Source organism: Viridibacillus sp. FSL E2-0187, assembly GCF_038006425.1.
Taxonomy (GTDB): Bacteria; Bacillota; Bacilli; order Bacillales_A; family Planococcaceae; genus Viridibacillus; species Viridibacillus arvi.
In genome coordinates, this window is sequence record NZ_JBBOVG010000001.1 from 3,660,172 (window position 1) to 3,683,956 (window position 23,785).

The window sequence follows — 23,785 nt, forward strand, 5'->3', positions numbered from 1 at the left end:
AAACCCCAACATCTTAAACAGGACGCAAAATTGCCAAATTGGAGGACTGTAAATGACACAGAAGCATCCCGATTTTGAACAAGAAGCTCAGCGCCTGGCTTACACAAAACATTATATGCGAAAACTCTTAGAAGAATCCAAACGTGACGTTCAATCAGCACAGGACAGTATTCGAAAATCGATGGCTGATTTAGAATACCTAGATTCAAGTTTAAGCTACCTCAATATTTTAACGAATGCTCGATTTTTTGAAATGGCACGTGATCAAAAAGAAGGTCTTGAAGCAGTTCAGCAAAAACCTTATTTTGCCCGTATACATTTCCAAAAAGAAGGCGAACCAGCAGAAAAATTATATATTGGTAAGACATCTCTCTTTGACCGTGAAACGCAAGAGCCTATCATAGTTGACTGGCGCTCTCCTGTCGCGAACGTATACTACGACGGGCGCCTTGGTGATCTTACTTATAAAGTACATGACGAAGAATACAATGGGCATCTCTTTTCAAAACGGCAATATAAAATTGAAGAAGGCAAACTTTTAGACGTCCAAGATATTGACCTAACAACAAACGATGAACTATTACAAGATGCACTGGCAGGTAAAGCTGATGTTCGGCTTACTGAAATCGTCTCAACAATTCAAGCTGAACAAAACGATGTTATTCGTGCTCACTTAAAGCAACCGATACTCGTACAAGGTGCAGCTGGATCTGGAAAGACAACTATTGCACTCCATAGAATATCTTATTTCTTATATACAATGGGTGAGCATTTCAACGCAAAAGAATTGATGATTTTAGCACCTAATCAGCTGTTCATAGACTATATTGGCGACGTTTTACCTGAGCTTGGTGTCGATCAAATTTGCCAAACAACATACTCAGATTATGTGCAACAAGCAACTGATATAAAGCTGAAAATCCAAAATCCAAATGAACAGCTTGAAAAACTTGTGAGCGAAGACGTTATCGATGAAACAGTGCTTTGGCTAACCAGAATGAAGGGTTCACTTGAATTCCGAGATGTTATGGATCGCTATTTGAAAAAGATTGAATCCCAAATAGCTGATCAATTCGAAGACGTTTATATCGAAAAATATCGTATTTTAACAGGCTCTCATTTAAGAAAACTTTTCTTAAATGATTTTGCCTATATGCCCATTGAAAAGCGAATTGAACGAATTAAAGCTGTGCTACAAAATTATGTACGACAAAAGAAAAAGCAAATACTACTTTCTTTAAATAAAAGATATGATGAAATTTTGGATAAAGCTTTGTTTGGTATTCAAGATGCAGCTAAACGTAAACAGACGGTAACAAAATGGATTGATGAACGTGATGTTCGTATTCCAGCTGTTGAAAAGATGGCTAAATCTACCTGTTCAAATTATATGAAGCGCTTTAAAAAGCATAAAGTCAAAGCCTTGTATCGTGAGTTTTTGACAAATTATGATTTGCAAATAGAGCTATCTCCTGAATGGTCTGAATCAGAGCATGAGCAATTTTTTAACGCTCATATAAAAGAAACTTGGGCCTTAGAAGATTTGGCTGCTATCTTCTATTTGCATGCCAAAATTAAAGGCGTCAACGAAAAATGGAAAATGCGCGTAGTTTTCATCGATGAGGTGCAAGATTATAGCTTATTCCAGTTAGCTGCTTTAAAAGAAGGTCTAGAAACTGATATGTTCACTATGGTAGGCGACTTGGCCCAAGGAATACATAGTTATCGCTCCTTAACGGATTGGACGCCCGTACGCGAGTTATTCCCTCGCGCTACTTATAAAACTTTGCAAAAAAGCTATCGTACTACAATAGAAATTATGGCTATTGCAAATGAGATTTTATCGAAAATGGGCGAAGATTTACCACTTGTAGAGCCAGTTGTCCGTCATGGAGATGAACCAACTTTCCATGAGATGAAAATAATTGACCCCGTAGAGATTGAAAATATTCATCAACAAATTAGAGCAAAAGGGCACCGTTCCATCGCACTCATTTGTAAAACTTCTGATGAAGCAATGAACTATACGAAGATATTACAAAATACAGGTGTAATGGCTCAGACTTTATCTGAATCATCCGAGATTGACCAGGGTGCGCTTCTCGTCATACCAAGTCATTTAGCGAAGGGGCTTGAATTCGATGCAGTTATTGTAACAGCCATCGAAAGGCCTTTCCGTGATACAGCACTTGACCGTAAACTTCTATATGTAGCTGTCACTCGCGCCATGCATGAGCTACATCTTGTAGGCTCTTCACGCAGTGCGTTTTTATTAGCAGAATAAAAATAAAGAGGCATTCCAAAAGTCGTTTATAAGCCGACAATTGGAAGCCTCTTTTTTATTTTCTCGCAGAGAGAGGATAATAATTTTGTTTTTTAGAAAAGATATTCATTATCTTTCTACGGATACCCTTTTTCTCTTTTACTACTTGCTTTTCATTTTTTACATCGACTTTTCCTAGTGCAGGTAATCTCATTGTAGATCTCCCCTTTGCGATGGTTTTTGTACTCACTTAACATTACCATTAGTTTATGAATATTATCGACAGAATATGTATATTTTTAGTAAAAATTATTATTAATTTCAAATTTTCAGTTAGAATCTAGAAAAATATATGATTCGTTAAATATAGATCGTTATTACACTACTACTGTCCTTAAATGACTTATGAATTTAGATACCTCTTTTAATGACTTAGTAAATTAAAAATACCAAGCAAACTGCAATTTACTTGGTATTCTTAAGATTATTTAAATATACTCCATATACTTTTGAAAAAACCCTTTTTACTTACATCATCTATTTTATTTATTTCTGCTACTATCGCATCTGATAACAGGTCGTAACCGGCTTCTCCAAAGTGTAATCCATCGTTTTTTATGCCCACCAAAAGCTCTTTGTAATTCGGCTTACTATAAAGAATTTCAAAAAAATCAATGACATGACATCCTGTTTCTTCAGCGACATCTTTGACTGCTTGGCCGTATTCTTTCAACCTCTTATTTTTACGATTTGGTTGTAATGCTTCATCGACCGGCGGAGATGTAATTAGAATTATTCCATCAGCTCCAATTTGCTGAACAAAGTAGCGAATATTAGATTTAAAGATGCCAATCGGGATTAATTTGTGCTTTGCAGAATCGTTTCCTCCAAATAATATCGTTACAACATCAGGATTTTTTGAAAGTACATCCTTCTTAAAACGAACTCTAGCTTGCTCCGTTGTATTACCAGATACTCCTGCATTAATAAATTGATGCTGTTTCATTTTCAGCTTTAGCATGGATGTTAAAACCGGTTTTGGATAGTTTTCTTTTCGCGCTGTAATACTATCTCCAAAACATATGACTTTCATCTAATAATCCCCTTCTGATAATTCTTTTCTAGATATTATTTTTTCGCGAAATAATCTACTTGCTGTATTTTCGAAAATCCAGCACGTTCGTAGACAGATAGCGCTTGTTCATTTTCAATCTCAACATCAAGCAATACTGTAGATTGTTCTTTTTGAGCAGCAATATTTTTAACCCACGCTAAAAGTGCTGCTCCTATACCTTGGCGTTGGAAATCAGGATGTACAGCTAATGCAGTTACCCACTGGACGTCATTCTCTTCAACTGAAGTCACAGTACCTACAACTACACCATCTTTTTCAGCAACCCATAATACACGTCCCTCTGTTGACGTATTCGTAGAGATTAGATGATCTGTATCTTCTGGAGTATCATCAAATGCAGATTCAAAAATAGTAACAAGTGGATCGCGTTCTCCATTATATAAGCGAATTTTTAAGTCGCTAAGGACATCTGTATATTCAGCATCTGCCCGTAGTGTCGCTTCTGAAAAACTATATTCATAACCTTGTGCTTCTATGAATTCACGCCCTTTGTCACCATTTAATGTTAGAGCTAATTCTCCAGCAGCATTGCGTTCATTAAATCCAGTTGTAATACTCTCTACTAGTTGTTTTCCAATCCCCATACCTCGATACATAGGAGCTACAACTGCTGACCATTCAAATGTATTGAAACCCATTGTATCAACGGCACTAGCTACACCAACTAGTTCATCCTTATCATCATCATAAGCCAGCACTAGAAAACCATATGCCTCCGGGTTGCACCAGCTACTTTCGTTCATCACCACTTTGTAATCTAGTTTATCTTCTAATTCAGATTTACCCAATAATCGTAAAACTTCCTGATAAGTTTCACCATCAATGGGGTATGTTGCTTTCATTATAAAAATATTCAAATTGAAACCACCTTGTTGTAATTGATTTGTCATCTAAATGATAACAAATTATCAAATAATGCGACTATCATTTGGCTTTTTAGGGGTATAGAATATCGAGATGGAGGTTTTACTATGACAAAACAACGATTAACTTGGGTTGATGTTACTAAGGGATTTTTAATGATATTAGTAGTAATAGGTCATTTTCCTGGAGAATTGGATTACCCTCTTTTACAATATATATATTGGTTCCATATGCCAGCTTTCTTCGTACTGAGTGGATTATTCTTCAAACCGCTAGCAAAGGACGAGCCTATTCGTAAAGCTGTAAAAAAACGATTTATGCAATTGATGATTCCCTATTTCTTCTTCATATTGGTTATTACATGTATTCGTTATATATTGGCATTCGCTTATGGAAATACCGATATTTCATGGTATGTGGAGGATTTAAGTACGCTCATTATTGGTGGACGTTATGCACGCGGATCTTACGGTGTATTCTGGTTTACAACGGTCTTATTCTTTACTTATTTATTATTCTTACTACTAACAAAATATTTAAACCGCTTCTATCAATTTTTTGTACTTGCAATTTGCTATATTATCGCTCATATCCAAAGCTACTATGTAATAGATGTTATTGGTGGCTCGTCTGCTGAAGCTTCACAAACTATACCTATACTATGGAATTTAGATGTTACGCTTATAACTTTGGTCTACTTCGCCATTGGCTATTATGCAAAAGATTTATTTTTACACATACGTTTGCCCTTATGGACAATTTGTACAGTTAGTTCGCTCTTAGCAATGTATCTGGCATGGATAGATCAATTTGATTATCACTTAAGCTTGAAGTTTATTCGGTACAATGATGCCTTAATGGATCTTATCATCCCATTTATTTTTATCATTACCATTTTCGGTATATTCCAATTTATTACGCGCTTTACACCATTTAAAGCGTTGAAATTTATAGAAATGCAGTCAATCACTATTATGTATATGCATATTTCGATAGATAAACAGATGAATAATTTCTTTGACTACGGTCTCGTTGGTTATACAGTTCTATGTCTGGGTATTTCTATCATAGGCTCTTTAGTTATTAAAAAGTTCATCCCATATGGATTATTCTTCATCGGAGATATTCGTGCAAAACGCCCGATTCTCTTTAAGAGCAAACTATTTACCACATAAAAAAATATGTATGAATAAGTCCGTTGATTTCCGCGGGCGGGGCCGAGCCGCTCCAATCAACTGAATGTAACTATCACAGTCTACTATAAACAATATTTTTAAGGTGATGGAAGATGATGACGAAGAATCAAATCAATGAACGTGAACAATTAGAAAAGCTGACAATTGAGTAATTGGTGCCACAGACCATTTAATCCGAATACTAGAGGCTACAATCGATCTTTCCTTTATTTATCCATTAGTTGAAAACTTGTATTCACCCTATGGGCGACCAAGTTTTGATCCAGTGGTTCTATTTAAACCTAAAAAAGAATGTAAAAATGACCAAAGGCATCGGGAATTGACTTCTCGATGCCTTTGGTCGACACTCTGAGGCATTCATCCATATGAAATGGGTGAATGCCTTTCCTATTTACTAAAGAGTTATGCATTTGATTCTTCTAACATTTTATAATAAAGCCCCTGTTTCTCCATTAACTCCTGCTGGTTTCCTGCTTCAACAAGTTCACCCTGTTGCATGACAAAGACGATATCAGCTTGTCGTACCGTATTCAATCGATGAGCGATTACAAAGCTTGTACGCCCTTTCATTAAACGTTCTAGAGCTTCTTGAATTTTCAACTCTGTTACAGTATCTATGCTACTCGTTGCTTCGTCTAACAACAGAATTACAGGGTCTGCAACAAGTGCTCTTGCTATAGATAATAGCTGCTTTTGACCTTGGCTAATTTCAGCACCATCAGCAGACAGAAATGTATCATAACCATTCTTCAATTTCATAATGAAATCATGTGCATTAGCTTTACGTGCAGCTTCTTCTACTTCCTCATCTGTTGCATTTAACTGACCATACCGAATATTTTCCCTAACCGTTTCTTCAAATAAAAACGGATCTTGTAAAACAAATGCCATTTGACTGCGCAAATTTTGACGTGACATTTCTTGAATGGGTGTACCATCAATAGTAATTTCACCTTTATTTACTTCATAGAAACGTGCAAGTAACTGTAAAATAGTTGTTTTACCAGCCCCTGTAGCTCCTACTAAAGCAGCTGTTTGCCCTGCCTCTACATGAAAACTAACATTTTTTATCGTATGTGCTTCATCTGTTTGTTCATATTTGAACGAGACATCATTGAACTTTACGTCACCTTGTAGTTGTTGGATTACTTTATCTGAAGCTAAATCCTTCTCTTCTTCTTCATTCATAATACCAAAAACGCGTTCTGCTCCTGCAATAGCTGATAAAACATTATTAAATTGATTCGCTAAATCGTTTAGTGGACGTGTAAACTGACGAGCATATTCTGAAAATATCACAATCGTTCCAATTGTCACTTGGCCCTTCAATGCTAATAAACCACCGACGCCCGCAACAATGGCAAAGCTTGCATTATTTAAAAGGTTCATGACCTTTGGAATACCACCTGAGTAAACATTAGACCAAAAGCCAACGTTTCGTAACTTACTGCTTTTCTCTGCAAACTCTTCAATCATACGCTGCTCCTGAGAAAAAGCTTTAACAATTCGTTGTCCTGAAATCGACTCCTCAATCATCCCATTTAATGCACCCAATGCTTGCTGCTGCTCTTTAAATAACTTACCTGTACGGCGTGTAATCCATCTTGTAGCAACGAACATTACTGGGATGATGATCATCGTCAAAAGTGTTAATAGAGGACTCATTGACAACATGACAACCAACGTCCCAACTAACGTTAAAACACTTGAGAATACTTGAATAAATGTACTATTCAAGGTCGAACTAACATTCTCAATATCATTTGTCATACGACTCATTAACTCGCCATGTTGACGCTTATCAAAAAATGAAATTGGTAACTTCTGCAGTTTTGTGAATAGACCTGTGCGCATGCGATAAATCGTTTGTTGCGCAATACCAATCATCCAATAGTTTTGGAGGAACAATGATAATGACAAACCTATATAAATGGCAATCAAACCAAATATCAGCTTAGACAATCCTGCAAACTGCGTTTTCATAATGTGATTATCAATAATTTTCCCAATTAAATAAGGACCTAGTAATGAAAATACCGAGCTCGCTACTACCATGAGTAGTACAACAATTAATAGCGCGCGTTGTTCATCCACGATACGCCAAATATGGCCTAACGTTGAACCCCAATTTGTTGCGCGATCCACCTTCTTACTACGCTTCTTTTGTATATCTTCTTTCGTCAAAATATTTTTATAACCAAAAGGTTCTCGAATTGCTTTAAACATTATCATCCACCCCCTGCTCTTGTTGTGAGGTCGCAATTTTTTGATACAATATAGAGCCTTCCATCAATTCTTCATGAGTACCAAATGCTGACACGAATCCGTCTTCTAGTAGCAAAATACGGTCAGCTCCCTTTGCTGTTCGAATTTTCTGAGTTACAACAAGCATTGTTGCCTCTTCACCCTCTAACGCACTCCATAATGCAGATTCCGTTTTGACATCTAATGCACTTGTACTGTCATCTAAGATCAAAAATTCCGGCTTACGTATTAATGCCCTTGCAATAGATAATCGTTGTTTTTGACCACCTGATAAGTTTACTCCCTTTTGGCCAACTCTCGTTTCGTAGTCATTTGGAAAATGCTGAATTGAATCATGGATTTGGGCGTGTATTGTTGCTTCTTGTACTTGTTCAATTGAAGCAGCTGTTTTGCCCCATGTTACGTTATCGTGAATAGAACCTGTGAATAACAATGCACGCTGTGGTACATAACCAATCGCCTCACGCAACTTTTCTAGAGGCCAGTTTTTCACATTCACTCCATCCACCAAGATATCCCCTGACGTCGTATCGTAAAAACGGGGTAATAGCTGTAACAATGTTGATTTACCAGAGCCAGTCGCACCCATAATAGCTAATTTTTCACCTTGATCACATTCAAAAGAGATATTACGTAATACGAATTCATCTGTTTGTGGATATTTAAAAGAAACGTTGTCAAAACGTAGAGTGCCACGTTGCCCAACTTTCAGAGAACCTTCATCCTTCTCATCGTCTTCTAAACCTTCTTCAATTAACAATACTTCCTCCATACGATCCGCTGATGCTTTCGCACGTGAAATAAATACGATAATAAATGAAAACATTGAAAATGCCCCTGTCATACGTAGTGCATAGTTGACTATCGCTACAAGTTCACCGATTTGTGTTTCTCCTTGTTCAATTTTCCCCGCTCCAAACCAAAGAACCACAAGCAAGCTAACATTCATTACAAACAGCAATAAAGGCTGAATATACTCCATCGTTCGTAACGCTTTAGAGGTATCTACCTTCAAAGATTTCGCTACTTTTTCAAACCTACTTGCTTCGTACAAACCACGCAAATAGGCTTTTACTAACCGCATCGCCTGTAAATTCTCTTGAATAACACGATTGACTCGGTCAACACGCATTTGAACGGCTGAAAAATATGTAATACCTTTGCGAACCATTAAAAATAAGAAAATAGCTAAAAACGGAGCACCTATTACAAGATATACGGCTAATGATGGATTCACATAAAAAGCCATTGTTAAACTACCAATTACAACAAGAGGCGTACGTAACATGACTCTTAGACTCATGAATAAGACCTGTTGTACTTGAGATACATCACTTGTTAAGCGCGTAATCAGTCCTGCCGTTGGAAACCTCAAAAACGTCGCCATTGTAAATGATTGTACTTTTTTAAACAATGCATTTCGCAAATCAAAGGCAAAGCTTTGTGAAGCATGTGCTGAAAAAAATGAATTCGTAACACCTGCGATAAAACCTAGGAATGCTATTAGCATCATTATTCCGCCCCATAACCAAACCGTTGCAGAATCTTGTAAAACGATTCCATCATCAATAATTTTCTTAATAATTAGTGGCTGTATTAACTCAACAGCAAGCTCTACAAGCATGAGCGAAATAGCAATAACAGCGAACCATTTGTATGGTTTTATGTATGAAAACATTGTCTTCATGGTATAACCCCCTATATTCATTTCGTCTCTCGAAATTTATTTAATTGTTCCTTATTATGCCATAAAATGGCCATAACTTGTGTTATAAAAACTCAAAATATTTAGAAGGATAATTTTATTAACGTTTTCTCTCATATATATTTAAAAAAGTCCCCATCACTCAAAAGTGAAAGAGACCATTCATTTTGTTTATTTTTTAACCAAATTTATATGTCTTCTTGTTGCTTATCTCCTTCAAAGGAAAGCCAAGTCACACAAACAAGCATGATTATTATGCCTACAATTTGCCATATTGCTAGTGTTCTTCCAAGCCAAATAACAGAAATAATCATAGCAGTTAATGGTTCCATACTCGACAACACACTTGTTTCTACAGCTGTTATATATTTCATACTACTTAAAAACAATACAAAGGCAGATGTTCCAAAAAATATTATAGCAGTTAATATTAATGCGATTTTCGGTTCTAATAATAGGCCCCATTCATCTGAACTCCAAACTTGCGAGATTACACCAAGTACAATACCTCCGATTAGCATTCCCCATCCTACTACAATAAGTACACCCCATTCTTTCATAATAGCTACAGGATATAAAGTATAAAAAGCAAAGGTTAGACCAACTGCGACTCCCCATAATAGAGCTTCAGTACTCACGAGCAATGTCTCAAAAGAAGCATTAGTTAGTAATAAAAACAAACCCATTAGCGTCCCTAGAATACCTAATACTTGATATTTTGGTGGCCATTTGCGATATGAGATTGAAACAAAAATAATAATGAAAATAGGTGCCAAAAATTGTAGTAATGTTGCCACAACCGCATTACTAGCATCAATAGCTGCCACAAATGAATATTGCACTCCAAGCATTCCTAAAACGCCAAATATGACTAATTTCCTCCACCAAACAGGAGACCTCCAAATACTTGTTACATCTTTTTTGGTTAGAAATAAAAAGGATAATAGTATTATACCGGCCAAAACGAGGCGGACTGTTAGCATAAACGGTACAGTTAACTCACTATTAGATAATACCCACTCCATAAGTGGTCCCGTAGCGCCCCAAAGCATTGCTCCAGAAATAATCAGTATTATCCCTCTTAATCTATGTGACTGATGATTCATTCCTAACCCCTCTTTTATGATTATATTTTACTGTATTTTCGATATTTTTTTGCATATTTCTCCCCATTTTAACCTTTATACACTGTCAATATTAATATATAATTCTGAATTTCTTTTATATACATTACCTATTACTAATGACGGATGACATTCTTTTCACTATAATAATAGATATAGTAACTTCAAGGAGTCGTCGTATGCATGAATGAAACTCAAACAATTTTTAGTACAGCCAATTCAGTTTTGAACCAAATGCCATTCCCAATGATGATTGTTAATCATGAAGGAATCGTAGCAGCATGGAATCGCCAAGCCGAAAAAACTTTCGGCTATTCTGCTGATGAAGTACTTGGGAAATTTACCCCATTCATAGAAGCAGAGAAATCAGGCCTACATAAAGATGGATGGACAAAGCTATTACGTTCTCCTGAACCTTTCCATTTCGACAAAATGGCATTCATAGCGAAAAATAAAGAAGCTATCTTTTCGTCTGCCTTAGCAAAAGCATTTACTATCGAAAATGAGCGTTATGTATTTTTCCATTTTGAAATGACAGATGAGATCCAAAAAGACCCATCACCCTATCAAGAATTAATTAGTTTAAAATCAGGATTAGAATCCTCCTTTATGATGTTAACGATGGATCAAGAAGGTTTAATCAGTTTTGCAAACAACAATTTCTTAAAACGGAGCAAATGGACGCCAAAAAGAATAATAGGTAAAACATTTTGGCAAATGTTCCCTCAAACAGATAACGGAACTGCTGATGCAAATAACATCTGGACATCCCTTAAAAACGGTAAGACTTGGAAAGGCGAAGTTGAGAAAATGTCGAAAGACGGCTTATCCTATTGGGTAGATTTAACGGCTATTCCGATTTTCGTGACATGTAAAAACCCTTCCTACTTTATACTGCTCGAAAATGATATTACAGAAAAGAAACTGCTACAAAACCGCTTAGAAAAAATCGCTTATATTGATCAAGAAACAGGTTTAATGAATCGCTATCGTTTAGAACAAATCGTCACGGATATGATTCAAGAAAAGAATCACTTTACATTTGTTTACCTAAGTATTGATAAATTTTACTCTTTGAAGGAAATTTATGATGAACAAACAGAAATTGTCCTTTTACAGGAATTCACAAACCGTATGAAGATATATTTCCAAGATAGCACAATGGCTCGAGTCGGTATAGATGAATTTGTCGTATTAACTCCACTTGGTGAATGGTTTATCCAAGGCTTCCTTGCCTATCTAAAACAGCACCCTATTTATGTAAACAATCGTGCAATACCACTTTCAATTAGCGGAGGTATTACAAAGTACCCTGAAGATCAGTCATCATACTCACATTTAGTGAAAGCTTCACATGCGGCAATTTCTAAAGTGCGTTCTGATGGTGGTGGTAATATTATTAGTTTAACAAAAGCTGATCATAAAGCACTTAGTACAAAGGCCATTATTGAAAAGCGCCTGCTAATCGCGCTAGATAAAAAGAACTTAAAAGTACTTTATCAACCCCAGTTAAATTTAGAAACAGGTAAAATTACTGGTGTGGAAGCCCTCGTACGTTGGGAAGACGAGGAAATCGGTATCGTTACACCAGATGTCTTAATTCCAATCGCCGAAGAAACTGGTTTGATTAATGATATTGGCGCCTTTATGCTTGAACAAGCTTGCCTACAAGCAGTTGCTTGGCATAAAAAAGGCTTAGATTTAAAAGTAAGTATTAATTCATCTGTACGAGAATTCCGTGATAAAAACATGGTACAACATATTAGAAAAGTATTAGAGAAAACAAATTGTCCTGCTAAACTATTGCAAATTGAAATTACAGAAAAGTTTGCTTTAGAAGCTGAAGCAGAAACTTCTATAATTCAACAGATGAAGCAATTAGAAACTGACGGTATTGTCTTCGTCCTTGATGACTTTGGTACAGGGTATGCATCTTTCCGTTTCATGCAACTCTTACCATTAGCTGAAATTAAAATCGACCAAACATTTATTTCAACACTTCAATATCAGAAGAAAGCGCAAAAATTAATACAAGGTATGATCCAATTTGGAAAATCTATCAATATGCGTGTTTTAGCCGAGGGTGTTGAAACCGCAGAGCAATTAGAATTACTTACATCATTTGGATGTGATGCAGCACAAGGTTACCATATTAGCCATCCTATCACACCTAAAGAAGTTGAAAAGCTTTTAAAATAATCCTTTATATATGTTCCAATAAATATAGTTCCTAAATAAAAAATGGCCATCGCTCAAATTAGCGATGGCCATTTTCTCTTTAAATTTCATTTTGTAACGCTTTTGCCTTACGTTTGCGTATTATATTGAAAATAAGTTGCATAAACACCTCTGCGAAGACAAGACCCATAACAATGGCACCTGTAATAATGAATGCCTTAGCTGCATATTGAATGCTTTCAAGATATTCATTTTCAACGACATGTCTCATTGCATTGTAAGCCATTCCTCCAGGTACGAGTGGAATGATGCCAGCAACACTAAAGATAATCATCGGCATTTTAAAATGTCTTGCCAACATATGTGCCACAATCGCAATAACAAATGAACCCGCAAATGAAGCTAATACAGCATCCATACCATGCTTCAATAGAGAATAGTATATTAACCATCCAATGGCCCCAACTAACCCACAATGGAATAGAGTTTTTTTCGGTGCATTAAAAAGAATTCCAAAACCAGCTGTTGCTAAAAAACTAAGAACTCCTTGGGTGACCCAAAACATAGTATTCCTCCTAAAATGACAATACTAGTGCAACACCCGCACCGATTGCAAATGCTGTTAAAAAAGCTTCCGTTCCTTTTGCTACTCCGGATACAAAATGTCCGGCCATCAAGTCCCTCACTGCATTTGCAATAAGTAAGCCTGGTACTAACGGCATCACAGAAGCAATAATGATTTTATCTATTTGGATACCTATACCCAATTTTACTGTTAAAAAAGCTGTAATACCTACAAACAATGCAGCTGTAAATTCCGCAAAAAACTTTACCTTTGTTAACTCATGCATTAAAACAAAAAGCAAAAAACCAATTCCACCAGCTAATATTGCTGCAGGAACATCACTCCAAACACCTTCAAATAAAATTAAAAAACATCCACTTGCAACTGCCGAAGCGACTATTTGTAGCCAAGTTGGGAAATATAAATTTGAACGGTCTATGCGTTGTAATTCTTCAAATGCTTCTGACAAAGTAATTTGCTCTGCGGTTAATCGACGTGATACACCATTTACAAGCGCTATTTTCTCTAAATCTGTCGAGCGTCTGGGTATTTGAGCAATTCTTGTTGGTCTTTTATGACCAGCTGAAAATATTATTCCTGTAGGCGTCACAAAACTCTGTGCAGATGTTAACCCTTGTGAATTCGCCATACGTAACATCGTATCTTCAGCACGATACGTTTCCGCTCCACTTTGCATAAGTAATCTTCCAGCTAGAAGAAAACAATCTATTGCGAGTTCCTCTTCTTCCATTTCAATCACTGTTTTTCCCTGCCCTTCATAAACAAAATTTAGTAAAAAAAACGTTATGTATGACTAGTTATTAGTAAAAAATGTAATATCTTGCGTGGCAAAATGCCTCTTTCGTGTCATTTTTACTTTTTTTTCAACAAAAGACGATTTTTTAACATAAATTCAAAACTTTTCGCGCCACTTTGCCGTCTAATCGTATAGAATAGAACACATAATAGTTTTAAAGGAGGTCTAGGGGAAATGACCACATCACGCCCTAAAAAAAGAGGGCTTTGGATTGACACAATATTAATTAGTAGTGTTTTTGTACTATCTGCTGTTTTGCTTTTCTTTTTTTTAGCACCAAAAAACGACAAAGAATCTTCAGTAACAAATGGGGTCGCTTTAGCAGCACCACCTGAGCATCAAACAAAGGATTCGAAATTTACAGGTATTAAAATCGCCTCAATAATTTCAGGAGACGAACGTATGCCCTATTCAATTGAATATCCCCAAACTGAAGATAAAGAATTCAATAAAGTTATAAAGGATGCCGTTTACAAGACGCGCGATACCTACTTAGCTAGCATGGAGGAAATACTCCAAAAAGATGCAGATAAAGTTGGCAAGTTAACAATAACATTTAAAACCTTGCATCATAAAAAGAATTACTACTCGTTTGTTTTAACTCAAAATACATATAAAGGCACAGGAAGTAAAGAAAAAACTATCCAAACCTTTATGTATGATAAAAAAAATAATAAACAGTTGTTTTTAAACAACGTTATTAAAAACGAAAATAATCTGTCAAAACTTATACCTTTTGTCGAAAAACAAATAAAAAGCGATGACCAGTTTAAATCATATATCAATACAACAAAATTAAAAAATGCTACAACACCTACGTTTTCAAATTATAAAAACTTTTCTTTAACTGATAGCTCTTTATACATTTATTTTGACGGTGCTAAATTGTCCGATAATAGTAATGCTATCTCAAAGATTAAAATACCACTTTCTTCTGTAAATAGTATACTAGCGAAACCATTCCAAATAGCAGGAATAAATCCAGATGGTACAAAAAAGAAACAAATTGCATTAACATTTGATGATGGTCCAAATGCAAAAGTAACACCGAAAATCTTAAAATCACTTAAGAAATATAATGCGAAGGCAACGTTCTTCATGCTTGGAAGCCAAGCAATGTACAATCAAAAGCTTGCAAAAAAAGTTGCGGATGCTGGACATGAAATTGGTAATCACTCTTTTTCACATACAAATTTAATCACTCTTTCAAATAAGAAGATTAAAGCTGAAATCAACCGGACCAATGAAGAAATTAAAAAAGCTACGGGCGAAAAACCAACGTTATTCCGTCCACCATACGGTTCAATCAACGAAAGAGTGCGTTCACAAAATAAACTACCAGTTATCTTATGGGATGTTGATACACTTGACTGGAAACATCGTAATCCGAAAACACTTTTAACTATGGTCAAACAGTATAGTCATGATGGTGCTATTATTTTAATGCATGATATTCAACCTACAACAGCTCAAGGTTTAGATTCTGTATTAGCTTACTTACAAAAACAAGGTTATGAATTTGTAACCATATCTGAGTTAAAAAGATAATTGTATAGCGCAAGACTAGTGATGTTAGCCCTCGATTACATAATGTAATCGAGGGCTTTTTTTAGCTCATTCTAATTCTTCCATCCATTCCTCTAATAAAACTTCAAGTTGTTGCTCTTCTCTTTCTTTCTCAGCTATTAGTTGTTCATATAAGTTCCAATTCTGCTCTTGATGAATTTTCTGATTCAGTTGTTTTATAGTAGCTTCAATCTGTGCAATTTCTTGCTCTTTTTTTGTATCATTTTTTGTTATTTTTACTTTTAGAGATGTTTTTTTTTCTTGTTTTATAGACTGTGGCGAGTTAAGAGCTTGTTTCTCATTAAACTTTTGTCGTGCCCAGTCGTACGGACCCTCATATGTTATTAATTGTTGATTCTCTAGCCACACTGTTCTTGTAAATAATTTATTTAAAAAGAAGCGATCATGAGAAATAGCTAAAATAGTACCTCTAAAGTCTTCTAAGGCGTCTTCTAGCACTTCCCTTGATTCTATATCTAAATGATTTGTCGGTTCATCTAAGATCAGTAAATTGACGTCTTGATGCATGAGCTGCGCCAATCTAAGTCGCATACGTTCACCACCACTTAAATCTGCTATTCTCTTAAAAACATCTGCTCCGTAAAACATGAATTTAGCTAAAATATGACGAGCATCACCTTCAGTGACAGAAACTTCATCCCGAAAAACATCAATGAGATGTGCTTTAGGCATATCAATTTGAAAATGCTGTGATAGATAACCAATCTTCACTTGGCTACCTAACTTACATGTTCCTGTATCTACCGTTGTTTTATTCAGTAACATATTCAAGATAGTAGATTTTCCAGTACCATTTCGACCTACGATTGCCATATGCTCTTGCCATAGAAGTTGTAAATTCACATTTCTGAATAATACCTTATCTCCAAAAGCTTTTGTAACATTTTCAAGTTTTGCAACTTCCTTTCCACTTCGAGGTGCAGCTTCAAAGGATAAATCCATTCTTTTAGGGTCAATAATTGGCTTGCGCAACTTTTCAATACGTTCTAGTGCTCGCTCCATATTACGCGCACGTCGGTGCATTGCCTCATTCGGTGGATTGGCTTCATTCGCCCATTGTCGCATGCGTTTGATTGCTTCACGCATCTTCTTCATCTTCTTTTGTTGTTCTTCGTATTGTTGGAACTCCCGCATAAGACGCGCTTCCTTTTCAACACAAAAGTCTGAATAACTACAATGATAAACTTGCAACTCACCTTGCTCTAAATCTACAATTTTCGTGACAACTTTATCTAAAAAATAGCGATCGTGCGATATGATGACAACTGTTCCCGTATAGTCAACTAAATATTGTTCTAACCATTCTACAGCGAACAAATCCAAATGATTCGTCGGCTCATCTAATAGTAGTAAATCCGGCTTAGTCAAAAGCAATTGACCCAGCATAATTTTCGTCTTTTCTCCACCACTGAGACTATTAAATGGCTGTTCTACAAAACCATTTAATTGGAGTCCATTAATGATCATTTCAATTTGAGCTTGCATACTATAACCATCTGCTAACGTGAAGCGTTCTTGCACATCACCATATCGAACTAAATATCTCTCTAGTTGCTCCGACGTTGCAGTGGCCATACTATTTTCAAGTTCTTGCATTTGCCTCTGTAAATCAAGTAAATGCTTAAATGCCTGCGCTAATATGTCTTGGCCAGTAATCTCTTCTGCAAATATTGGAATTTGCGCTAAATAGCCAATCTTAGTTCCTTTTTTAAAATGAATTTCTCCTTGGTCTGGTGATTCTACCCCTGCAATAAGTTTAAATAAAGTCGTCTTCCCAGAACCATTACGTCCAACGATTCCTAAACGATCTCCTGTTTTAATATCTAATACTAAGTCTTCAAAAATACTATTCCCACCGAGCATTTTACTTATATGTTGAACTGTACATATCATGATTGATTACTTCCTTCCGTATGACACAGCTGAAAGCATTCAATTTTTGCCAAAACAAAAAGACTGCCTGATTAACAGACAGTCTTTTACGCCTTAAAATACGGCTTGGAAAGAATGGCTAATCAGCTGTGGATTATTTGATTTTGTAGAAAAATGGGCGCACTTATCCCGTTGACAGCAAAATCGAAAGAAATCGCACATGTAATTGGCAAAAACTCCAAAGTATAAACATATGCATCCACAACGTTTTTCATTCTTTCCTCACCTCCGTTTCAAATAATTATGAATAGTCTAACACAATTGATGATCAATTTCAAATGGCCATTTAGGTAGCATATGATTCAATGGTTTATCTTCTCGTTCTCCTAATACATAATCTGCTTGCATTAACGTATGGATTTCACGTGTTCCTTCATAAATTACAGGTGCTTTTGAGTTACGAAGGAAACGAGCTACTGGGTATTCATCTGAATATCCATATGCACCATGGATTTGCACCGCATCATCTGCTGCTTTGTTGGCGAAATCACATGCCTGCCACTTTGCTAAAGACGTTTCACGTGTATTACGTACACCTTGATTTTTTAATTCTCCTACACGATAAACTAACAAACGACTCATCTGATATCCTGCTTCCATTTTCGCAATCATTTGTTTTACAAGCTGATGCTGTCCTATTGGCTTGCCAAATGTGTGGCGTTGATGGCAATATTTTACGCTTTCTTCAATACATGCCATCGATAAACCAACTGCTCCTGCTGCTACAGTAAAACGACCATTATCTAAAGCGGCCATTGCAATTTTAAAGCCTTCGCCTTCTTCACCTAATAAGTTTTCTTTTGGAACTTTGACATCTTCAAAGAAAAGCTCCCCCGTATTACCAGCACGGATGCCATACTTCCCTTTTATCGCTTTTGAAGAGAATCCTTCCCACGTACGATCCACTATGAAGGCAGAAATTCCTTTGTGTTTTAATGAACGATCACCAGTATAAGCAAATACGATGAAATAATCGGCAACATCACATAAAGAAATCCACGTTTTTTGGCCATTTAAAATATAGTGGTCACCATCAAGTACTGCGTGTGTAGACATAGCTGCAACATCAGAACCCGCTCCAGGTTCAGTTAAACCGAAGGCACCTATCTTTGCTCCCTTAGCTTGCGGAATGAGGTACTTTTTCTTTTGTTCTTCATTACCCCATTGCAATAGAGTCATACTATTTAGTCCTGTATGGACAGATACAGCTGTACGAAACGCTGTATCACCACGCTCTAATTCCTCACAAACAATAGCTAAAGAGTTATAGTCCATACCACTACCACCATAAGCTTCAGGAATACACACACCCATTAAACCTAAAGCCGATAACTTAGAAAAAATTTCCGGATCGAACTTACCTTGACTATCCCACTCAGTGATATTAGGCATAATTTCTTTATCAACAAAAGCACGCACTGTATTTCTCAACATTTTTTGTTCTTCAGTAAATTCAAAATTCATATTAATTCTCTCCCTTATGTGTCATTTTTTCATACAAAGGCTGTAAAATTTCATCGTTGTGCTCTCCTAGATTTGGCGGGTGATGTCTGACAGTCACAGGTGTTCTTGATAATTTCAACGGGCTCCCAATCATTTTGATTTGACCTATTGTAGGGTGATCATATGTGATGAACATATTACGTGCCTGTAACTGCTTATCTTGTTCAACCTCTTGAATATTTTGAATCGGCCCAGCTGGTATGTTCTTTTTTCTGCATGCTTCATACCAATATTCTGTAGACTCTTGTAAAAAAGCTGTTTGCAATAAAGGTATCAGCACATCACGTTGCTTTACGCGATCTGGATTAGTACGAAAACGTTTATCCTGTGCATATTGAGGTATCTTCAGCACTTCACAGAGTGTTGTAAACTGATGATCGTTTCCAACTGCTATGACCATCTCACTATCGGCCGTTTTAAATGTCTGGTACGGTACGATATTGGCATGTGCATTTCCAAGTCCAGTTGGAATATTACCTGACATTAAATAACTGCTCCCCACATTGACTAATGCGCTCACAGCAGCATCATATAAAGCGATATCGACTTTTTGACCGATTCCTGAGCTATTACGTTCTAGTAATGCCGATTGAATACCAATACATGCGTACATTCCGGTAAGTACATCCGCTATTGCTACGCCTGTTTTTTGTGGGCCAGATTCTGCTGTCCCAGTAATGCTCATTAGGCCACTCATACCCTGGATAATGAAATCATATCCAGGTAAATAGCGATGTGGTCCTGTCTCACCAAAGCCAGTAATCGAGCAATAGACAATACCTGGATTGATCTCAGCTAATGTTTCATACCCTAAACCAAAGCGCTCCATAGTACCAGTTTTAAAGTTATTGATGATGACATCGCTATCTTGTACTAACCTTTTAATAACTTCGCGTCCCTCTTCTTCCTTCAAATTAAGTGTAATTGCTTTTTTATTACGATTTGCTGTTAAATAATAAGCACTTACATCATCTTGGAATGGAGGACCCCACTTTCGTGTCTCATCACCACTATCAGGGGCCTCTACTTTAATGACCTCAGCCCCTAGATCACCTAAAATCATTGTGCAGTATGGGCCTGCAAGTACTCGTGATAAATCGATTATACGAATATTTTCTAAAGCACCAGACATCCTGTCACCTCTCTTCATAGGTCAATAAAAAAGCCAATTCAAAAAGACTCCAGTGAATATACTGAGTGTCAAATTGAACTGGCTCTTATCTGTGTCATAAAACCCGGCTAGGCTTCAAACAGATTAGACAGTATTGGCTTACTAATACCCTTATTACCTCATCATACGAAATGAACGTCTTGTACGTTTTTGCATGATTTATTATCTTTAACTTTACTATACTATTCTTTTTTTGTAAATTTATAACTAACTAAAAATTCTGGATTATTTTGTCGATTTGTGAGATTCATATTGTTTATATAAATCTTTCAATGCAGACATTAACGCGTTTCCTGCTTTACCTAAATAATGTACTTTCACTGCTTCGAGCGGTTGTGTAATACCATCTTGCAAACTATGCCCTCTTAATAATTGCTCAACAAAAGATTTCCCATGCTGCGTTGCTAACGTACAACTTGCTGCAACGATTACCCCATATTTCTTATCAATTTCCGCAGTGATTGTTAGTGTCTCATAAATGTTTTGTGCGGCCATACCAGATGGCAACCTCGCATGCCCTGCTATAAAAATTGTGTTCATAATGGTTCAACTCCCTCAGCATATTATTTTTATAAAATTTAGAAATTATATAAAAATCATACAATATATATCATTAATTTGAAAGTTTTTTAATAAGTGAAAATGCCCTATTATCAACGATAATGGCAATTTATTAAGAGTGAAAATGAAACACTATTCTATTTAGGACAGTCCTAAATCTATTAATAGATTAATCAATGCCTATTGATTTATATTGTAATACTAATAAGCTTATCAAGCTCATCTCATCCACCTTCACGTCCTATACCACTTTCTTTAATAACGCCAAATAATGCTGGGGTTGCTGAAAATCATTCCAACCTATTACCGTAATCTAATTTTCCAATTAGTTGCGTTCATTTTTAAAACACCCACAATTTTCTACCCTTTCCATATTAGAACCTTTAAAGACTTAAATTATTAGATAATTACATACTTAAATCATAAAAAAATATTTAAAACATTCTCACTTTGATATACAATAATATTTAGTTTATATTATTGAAAAATAATTTTAATAAGAAGAAAGGGGATATTTATGGTTCTAATTGGTGTTCTTTTAATCATGATTGGATTTGTACTTAGAATCAATTCAGCAGTTGTAGTAACTATTTCAGCACTCGTTACGGGGATGATTGCCGGTATTCCTATTACCAGTATTATTACGCAATTTGGAGAAGCATTTACAACTAACAGGTACATGTCTATTCTGATAGTCACACTTCCTGTTATTGGTCTGCTTGAAAAAAATGGTCTCCAGCAACAAGCTGCAAAGATTGTATCAAAAATTAAAGCCATCACTGTTGGCCGAGTATTGACCGTGTATTTATTAATCCGGGAAGCCGGAGCTGCTCTTGGTTTAAACAGCCTTGGGGGTCATCCGCAGACTGTACGTCCGCTGGTTGCTCCAATGGCAGAAGGTGCTGCTCTATCGAAATATGGAAAACTACCTGAGAAAGAGCAACAAGAAATCCGTGCACACGCAGCTGCAACAGATAATATCGGTTTATTTTTCGGAGAAGATATTTTCGTGGCTGTCGGTGCAATTCTTTTGATGAACGGATTTTTTGAACAGAATAATATTCCTGCCGATCCAATATCAATGGCATTATGGGGAATTCCTACTGCCATCTTTGCTTTTATCGTACACGCCATTCGTCTCCGTATGTTTGATAAAAAGCTAGATAAACGATTAGGCAATCGTGGTAAATAACGAAAAAAACCTTAAGAGAAAGTGAGAGTCTATTATGATATTCTCAGTTGAAATGATTTACGTATTAATGGGCATCATTGTTCTAGGCTGCTCCCTATATATTTTTACTGATCGGACAAACAGCCGGCGGTTAGCTTCGGGAAGCTTTTACTTGATTTATTCAGTTACATTAATGTTCGGCAAAATTATTCCACCATTTTACATTGGGCTTATGGTTATCATTATGGTTTTAATCATTGCCAGTGGTGGGTTAAAGAAAGGTGAGCAAGTTGAAGAAAGCCTTGCTGTTAAGGAAGAGCGTAGAAAACGCCTTGGCGGCCGTCTTTTCCTACCTGCTATCTTGATTCCGATTTTAACCTTAGTTGGTTCTAAGCTGCTAGACGGTGTTAAAATTGGAGGAAAAGCTTTACTGGATCCATCTAATGTAACAATGGTTGCTTTAGGTCTGGCATGTTTGACTGCTATTATTGTTGCCATGTGGATGACACGCGGAACACCTACAGGAGCTGTGAAAGAATCACGTCGTCTACTAGAATCAATTGGTTGGGCTGTATTGCTGCCACAGTTACTTGCAACATTAGGAACTATTTACACAAATGCAGGGGTTGGTACAGTCGTATCCGACGCTGTAACAGCAATAATCCCAGAAGGTTCGCTATTTTGGATTGTCGTTATTTTCTGTCTTGGCATGACAATATTCACTATGATTATGGGAAATGCCTTTGCAGCCTTCCCAATTATGGCTGCAGGCATCGCCATTCCTTTTCTGATTAAACAATTTGATGCAAATCCAAATCATATAGCTGCCATATCTATGTTTGCGGGTTATTGTGGAACTTTAATGACACCAATGGCCGCTAACTTTAATATTGTACCGGCAGCCTTGTTGGACTTGAAAGATAAAAATCATGTTATAAAAGTCCAAATTCCAACAGCTTTGGCAGTATTAGTTTTCAATATCATACTTATGTATTTCCTTGTTTCATTAGGAATATAGGAGGAATCGACATGAAGAAAAAAGTGTTGTTAACCGGCTTTGAGCCCTTTGGTGGAGAAAGAATAAACCCTTCCTGGGAAGCAGTAAAACAATTACATGGAGAAGTTATTGATGATGTAACTCTAGTTGCTGAACAAATTCCAACTGTATTCGGGAAATCAGTTGCAGTATTGGAGCATCTTATACAGCAACATAATCCTGATATCGTTATCTGTGTAGGACAAGCTGGAGGTCGACTTCACATCACACCTGAACGTGTTGCAATCAATATGGATGATGCAAGAATTCCAGACAATCAGGGTAACCAGCCCATTGATCAACCCATTGTAGACAAAGGGCCCGTAGCCTATTGGTCTACGTTCCCCATCAAAAGAATGGTCGAAAACATGAAAGAGAGCAATATTCCAGCATCGGTATCCCATACGGCCGGAACATTTGTATGTAACCATATCTTTTATGGATTAATGGACTATATCGCCCAAACTTCATCAAGTATTCGAGGCGGATTTATCCATATTCCTTTCATTCCGGAACAAACCATTAATAAAGAAGCGCCTAGTTTAAGTCTTGAGACAATTGTTAAAGGCTTAAAAATAGCTGCTGTCACATCTGCTAAATATGAAACGGATATTCATATAGTAGGTGGGACGACTCATTAGTTGTACCGTATTACAAGAAATTTGAGCGATTTTCATTTTTCTAATAGTTAATGATAGACCTCCTGTTTATG

20 protein-coding genes and 1 pseudogene are annotated in these 23,785 nt (G+C 36.4%); 8 read left to right on the forward strand and 13 right to left on the reverse strand.

What is annotated here, in order from left to right; genetic code table 11:
• Positions 1 to 52 precede the first annotated feature (52 nt).
• Positions 53 to 2,284 carry an RNA polymerase recycling motor HelD gene (helD, locus tag MHH85_RS17765; protein WP_340707918.1) on the forward strand — a complete coding sequence of 744 codons (2,232 nt, stop codon included), beginning with the start codon at positions 53 to 55 and terminating at the stop codon, positions 2,282 to 2,284.
• A 55-nt stretch (positions 2,285 to 2,339) separates the two neighbouring features.
• Here the strand turns inward: helD and MHH85_RS17770 are convergent, their stop codons facing one another.
• The 3 genes from MHH85_RS17770 to MHH85_RS17780 all read right to left on the reverse strand — a co-directional run bounded on the left by MHH85_RS17770 (position 2,340) and on the right by MHH85_RS17780 (position 4,255).
• Positions 2,340 to 2,477, reverse strand: a complete 138-nt coding sequence (locus tag MHH85_RS17770; RefSeq protein ID WP_340707919.1) for a hypothetical protein — start codon at positions 2,475 to 2,477, stop codon at positions 2,340 to 2,342.
• Between the two features lie 270 nt (positions 2,478 to 2,747).
• Positions 2,748 to 3,356, reverse strand: coding sequence for a GDSL-type esterase/lipase family protein (locus tag MHH85_RS17775; protein WP_340707920.1), 609 nt, complete (start codon positions 3,354 to 3,356; stop codon positions 2,748 to 2,750).
• Positions 3,357 to 3,391: 35 nt separating this feature from the next.
• Positions 3,392 to 4,255 carry a GNAT family N-acetyltransferase gene (locus tag MHH85_RS17780; protein WP_340707921.1) on the reverse strand — a complete coding sequence of 288 codons (864 nt, stop codon included), beginning with the start codon at positions 4,253 to 4,255 and terminating at the stop codon, positions 3,392 to 3,394.
• Positions 4,256 to 4,369: 114 nt separating this feature from the next.
• Between MHH85_RS17780 and MHH85_RS17785 the strand changes: the two genes are divergently transcribed.
• Together MHH85_RS17785 and MHH85_RS22315 are read left to right on the forward strand one after the other, a co-directional pair.
• Positions 4,370 to 5,437 carry an acyltransferase family protein gene (locus MHH85_RS17785; RefSeq protein ID WP_340707922.1) on the forward strand — a complete coding sequence of 356 codons (1,068 nt, stop codon included), beginning with the start codon at positions 4,370 to 4,372 and terminating at the stop codon, positions 5,435 to 5,437.
• A 113-nt stretch (positions 5,438 to 5,550) separates the two neighbouring features.
• Positions 5,551 to 5,738 (forward strand): annotated as a pseudogene (locus tag MHH85_RS22315) (IS5/IS1182 family transposase); the annotation flags it as partial.
• Positions 5,739 to 5,860: 122 nt separating this feature from the next.
• Here the strand turns inward: MHH85_RS22315 and MHH85_RS17790 are convergent.
• The 3 genes from MHH85_RS17790 to MHH85_RS17800 form a co-directional block, all read right to left on the reverse strand.
• Complete coding sequence (locus tag MHH85_RS17790) at positions 5,861 to 7,684, reverse strand: ABC transporter ATP-binding protein (RefSeq protein WP_340707923.1); 1,824 nt, start codon at positions 7,682 to 7,684, stop codon at positions 5,861 to 5,863.
• Entirely contained in the window at positions 7,677 to 9,410 is a 1,734-nt protein-coding gene (locus MHH85_RS17795) for an ABC transporter ATP-binding protein (protein ID WP_340707924.1), read from the reverse strand. The genes MHH85_RS17790 and MHH85_RS17795 overlap by 8 nt, the downstream gene beginning before the upstream one ends.
• 206 nt (positions 9,411 to 9,616) lie before the next feature.
• The gene (locus tag MHH85_RS17800) at positions 9,617 to 10,534 is read right to left on the reverse strand and encodes a DMT family transporter (RefSeq protein WP_340707925.1); all 918 of its coding nucleotides are present in this window, start codon (positions 10,532 to 10,534) and stop codon (positions 9,617 to 9,619) included.
• Positions 10,535 to 10,735: 201 nt separating this feature from the next.
• On the opposite strand from MHH85_RS17800, the gene MHH85_RS17805 reads away from it, so the two are divergent.
• The gene (locus tag MHH85_RS17805) at positions 10,736 to 12,751 is read left to right on the forward strand and encodes an EAL domain-containing protein (protein ID WP_340707926.1); all 2,016 of its coding nucleotides are present in this window, start codon (positions 10,736 to 10,738) and stop codon (positions 12,749 to 12,751) included.
• Positions 12,752 to 12,830: 79 nt separating this feature from the next.
• Here MHH85_RS17805 and MHH85_RS17810 read toward each other — a convergent pair whose 3' ends face one another.
• Complete coding sequence (locus MHH85_RS17810) at positions 12,831 to 13,295, reverse strand: threonine/serine exporter family protein (RefSeq protein ID WP_193738247.1); 465 nt, start codon at positions 13,293 to 13,295, stop codon at positions 12,831 to 12,833.
• A gap of 10 nt (positions 13,296 to 13,305) precedes the next feature.
• Positions 13,306 to 14,046 (reverse strand): threonine/serine exporter family protein, encoded by a 741-nt coding sequence (locus tag MHH85_RS17815; RefSeq protein ID WP_340708195.1) that lies wholly within the window; start codon positions 14,044 to 14,046, stop codon positions 13,306 to 13,308.
• 240 nt (positions 14,047 to 14,286) lie between these two features.
• Between MHH85_RS17815 and MHH85_RS17820 the strand changes: the two genes are divergently transcribed.
• A complete protein-coding gene (locus MHH85_RS17820; RefSeq protein WP_340707927.1) occupies positions 14,287 to 15,660 on the forward strand; it encodes a polysaccharide deacetylase family protein in 1,374 nt (457 codons plus the stop codon).
• A 66-nt stretch (positions 15,661 to 15,726) separates the two neighbouring features.
• On the opposite strand, the gene abc-f is transcribed toward MHH85_RS17820, so the two are convergent.
• From abc-f to MHH85_RS17840, 5 genes are all read right to left on the reverse strand, one after another.
• Positions 15,727 to 17,592 (reverse strand): ribosomal protection-like ABC-F family protein, encoded by a 1,866-nt coding sequence (gene abc-f, locus MHH85_RS17825; protein ID WP_340707928.1) that lies wholly within the window; start codon positions 17,590 to 17,592, stop codon positions 15,727 to 15,729.
• Positions 17,593 to 17,714: 122 nt separating this feature from the next.
• Positions 17,715 to 17,846, reverse strand: a complete 132-nt coding sequence (locus MHH85_RS22320) for an RAxF-45 family protein (RefSeq protein ID WP_368537708.1) — start codon at positions 17,844 to 17,846, stop codon at positions 17,715 to 17,717.
• A 37-nt stretch (positions 17,847 to 17,883) separates the two neighbouring features.
• Complete coding sequence (locus MHH85_RS17830; RefSeq protein WP_193738243.1) at positions 17,884 to 19,095, reverse strand: acyl-CoA dehydrogenase family protein; 1,212 nt, start codon at positions 19,093 to 19,095, stop codon at positions 17,884 to 17,886.
• Position 19,096: 1 nt separating this feature from the next.
• Positions 19,097 to 20,266 carry a CaiB/BaiF CoA transferase family protein gene (locus MHH85_RS17835; RefSeq protein ID WP_340707929.1) on the reverse strand — a complete coding sequence of 390 codons (1,170 nt, stop codon included), beginning with the start codon at positions 20,264 to 20,266 and terminating at the stop codon, positions 19,097 to 19,099.
• Between the two features lie 264 nt (positions 20,267 to 20,530).
• Positions 20,531 to 20,845, reverse strand: a complete 315-nt coding sequence (locus MHH85_RS17840) for a DUF3870 domain-containing protein (RefSeq protein ID WP_193738241.1) — start codon at positions 20,843 to 20,845, stop codon at positions 20,531 to 20,533.
• Positions 20,846 to 21,383: 538 nt separating this feature from the next.
• Between MHH85_RS17840 and MHH85_RS17845 the strand changes: the two genes are divergently transcribed.
• From MHH85_RS17845 to pcp, 3 genes are read left to right on the forward strand one after another with little or no spacing between them, the layout of a single operon-like run.
• Complete coding sequence (locus MHH85_RS17845; RefSeq protein ID WP_193738240.1) at positions 21,384 to 22,058, forward strand: DUF969 domain-containing protein; 675 nt, start codon at positions 21,384 to 21,386, stop codon at positions 22,056 to 22,058.
• A gap of 34 nt (positions 22,059 to 22,092) precedes the next feature.
• Complete coding sequence (locus tag MHH85_RS17850) at positions 22,093 to 23,055, forward strand: DUF979 domain-containing protein (RefSeq protein WP_340707930.1); 963 nt, start codon at positions 22,093 to 22,095, stop codon at positions 23,053 to 23,055.
• A gap of 11 nt (positions 23,056 to 23,066) precedes the next feature.
• Entirely contained in the window at positions 23,067 to 23,714 is a 648-nt protein-coding gene (gene pcp, locus MHH85_RS17855) for a pyroglutamyl-peptidase I (RefSeq protein WP_340707931.1), read from the forward strand.
• The last annotated feature ends 71 nt before the right edge of the window (positions 23,715 to 23,785 follow it).

Excerpts from the sequence above, each read along its gene's own strand:
- MHH85_RS22320 (WP_368537708.1), bottom strand. The coding sequence starts at position 17,846 with ATGAAAAACGTTGTGGATGCATATGTTTATACTTTGGAGTTTTTGCCA.
- MHH85_RS17770 (WP_340707919.1), bottom strand. The coding sequence starts at position 2,477 with ATGAGATTACCTGCACTAGGAAAAGTCGATGTAAAAAATGAAAAGCAA.
- MHH85_RS17810 (WP_193738247.1), bottom strand. The coding sequence starts at position 13,295 with ATGTTTTGGGTCACCCAAGGAGTTCTTAGTTTTTTAGCAACAGCTGGT.
- pcp (WP_340707931.1), top strand. The coding sequence starts at position 23,067 with ATGAAGAAAAAAGTGTTGTTAACCGGCTTTGAGCCCTTTGGTGGAGAA.
- MHH85_RS17840 (WP_193738241.1), bottom strand. The coding sequence starts at position 20,845 with ATGAACACAATTTTTATAGCAGGGCATGCGAGGTTGCCATCTGGTATG.
- helD (WP_340707918.1), top strand. The coding sequence starts at position 53 with ATGACACAGAAGCATCCCGATTTTGAACAAGAAGCTCAGCGCCTGGCT.
- MHH85_RS17800 (WP_340707925.1), bottom strand. The coding sequence starts at position 10,534 with ATGAATCATCAGTCACATAGATTAAGAGGGATAATACTGATTATTTCT.
- MHH85_RS17830 (WP_193738243.1), bottom strand. The coding sequence starts at position 19,095 with ATGAATTTTGAATTTACTGAAGAACAAAAAATGTTGAGAAATACAGTG.
- MHH85_RS17790 (WP_340707923.1), bottom strand. The coding sequence starts at position 7,684 with ATGTTTAAAGCAATTCGAGAACCTTTTGGTTATAAAAATATTTTGACG.
- MHH85_RS17820 (WP_340707927.1), top strand. The coding sequence starts at position 14,287 with ATGACCACATCACGCCCTAAAAAAAGAGGGCTTTGGATTGACACAATA.
- MHH85_RS17805 (WP_340707926.1), top strand. The coding sequence starts at position 10,736 with ATGAATGAAACTCAAACAATTTTTAGTACAGCCAATTCAGTTTTGAAC.
- MHH85_RS17775 (WP_340707920.1), bottom strand. The coding sequence starts at position 3,356 with ATGAAAGTCATATGTTTTGGAGATAGTATTACAGCGCGAAAAGAAAAC.
- abc-f (WP_340707928.1), bottom strand. The coding sequence starts at position 17,592 with ATGATATGTACAGTTCAACATATAAGTAAAATGCTCGGTGGGAATAGT.
- MHH85_RS17835 (WP_340707929.1), bottom strand. The coding sequence starts at position 20,266 with ATGTCTGGTGCTTTAGAAAATATTCGTATAATCGATTTATCACGAGTA.
- MHH85_RS17795 (WP_340707924.1), bottom strand. The coding sequence starts at position 9,410 with ATGAAGACAATGTTTTCATACATAAAACCATACAAATGGTTCGCTGTT.
- MHH85_RS17785 (WP_340707922.1), top strand. The coding sequence starts at position 4,370 with ATGACAAAACAACGATTAACTTGGGTTGATGTTACTAAGGGATTTTTA.
- MHH85_RS17850 (WP_340707930.1), top strand. The coding sequence starts at position 22,093 with ATGATATTCTCAGTTGAAATGATTTACGTATTAATGGGCATCATTGTT.
- MHH85_RS17815 (WP_340708195.1), bottom strand. The coding sequence starts at position 14,046 with ATGGAAGAAGAGGAACTCGCAATAGATTGTTTTCTTCTAGCTGGAAGA.
- MHH85_RS17845 (WP_193738240.1), top strand. The coding sequence starts at position 21,384 with ATGGTTCTAATTGGTGTTCTTTTAATCATGATTGGATTTGTACTTAGA.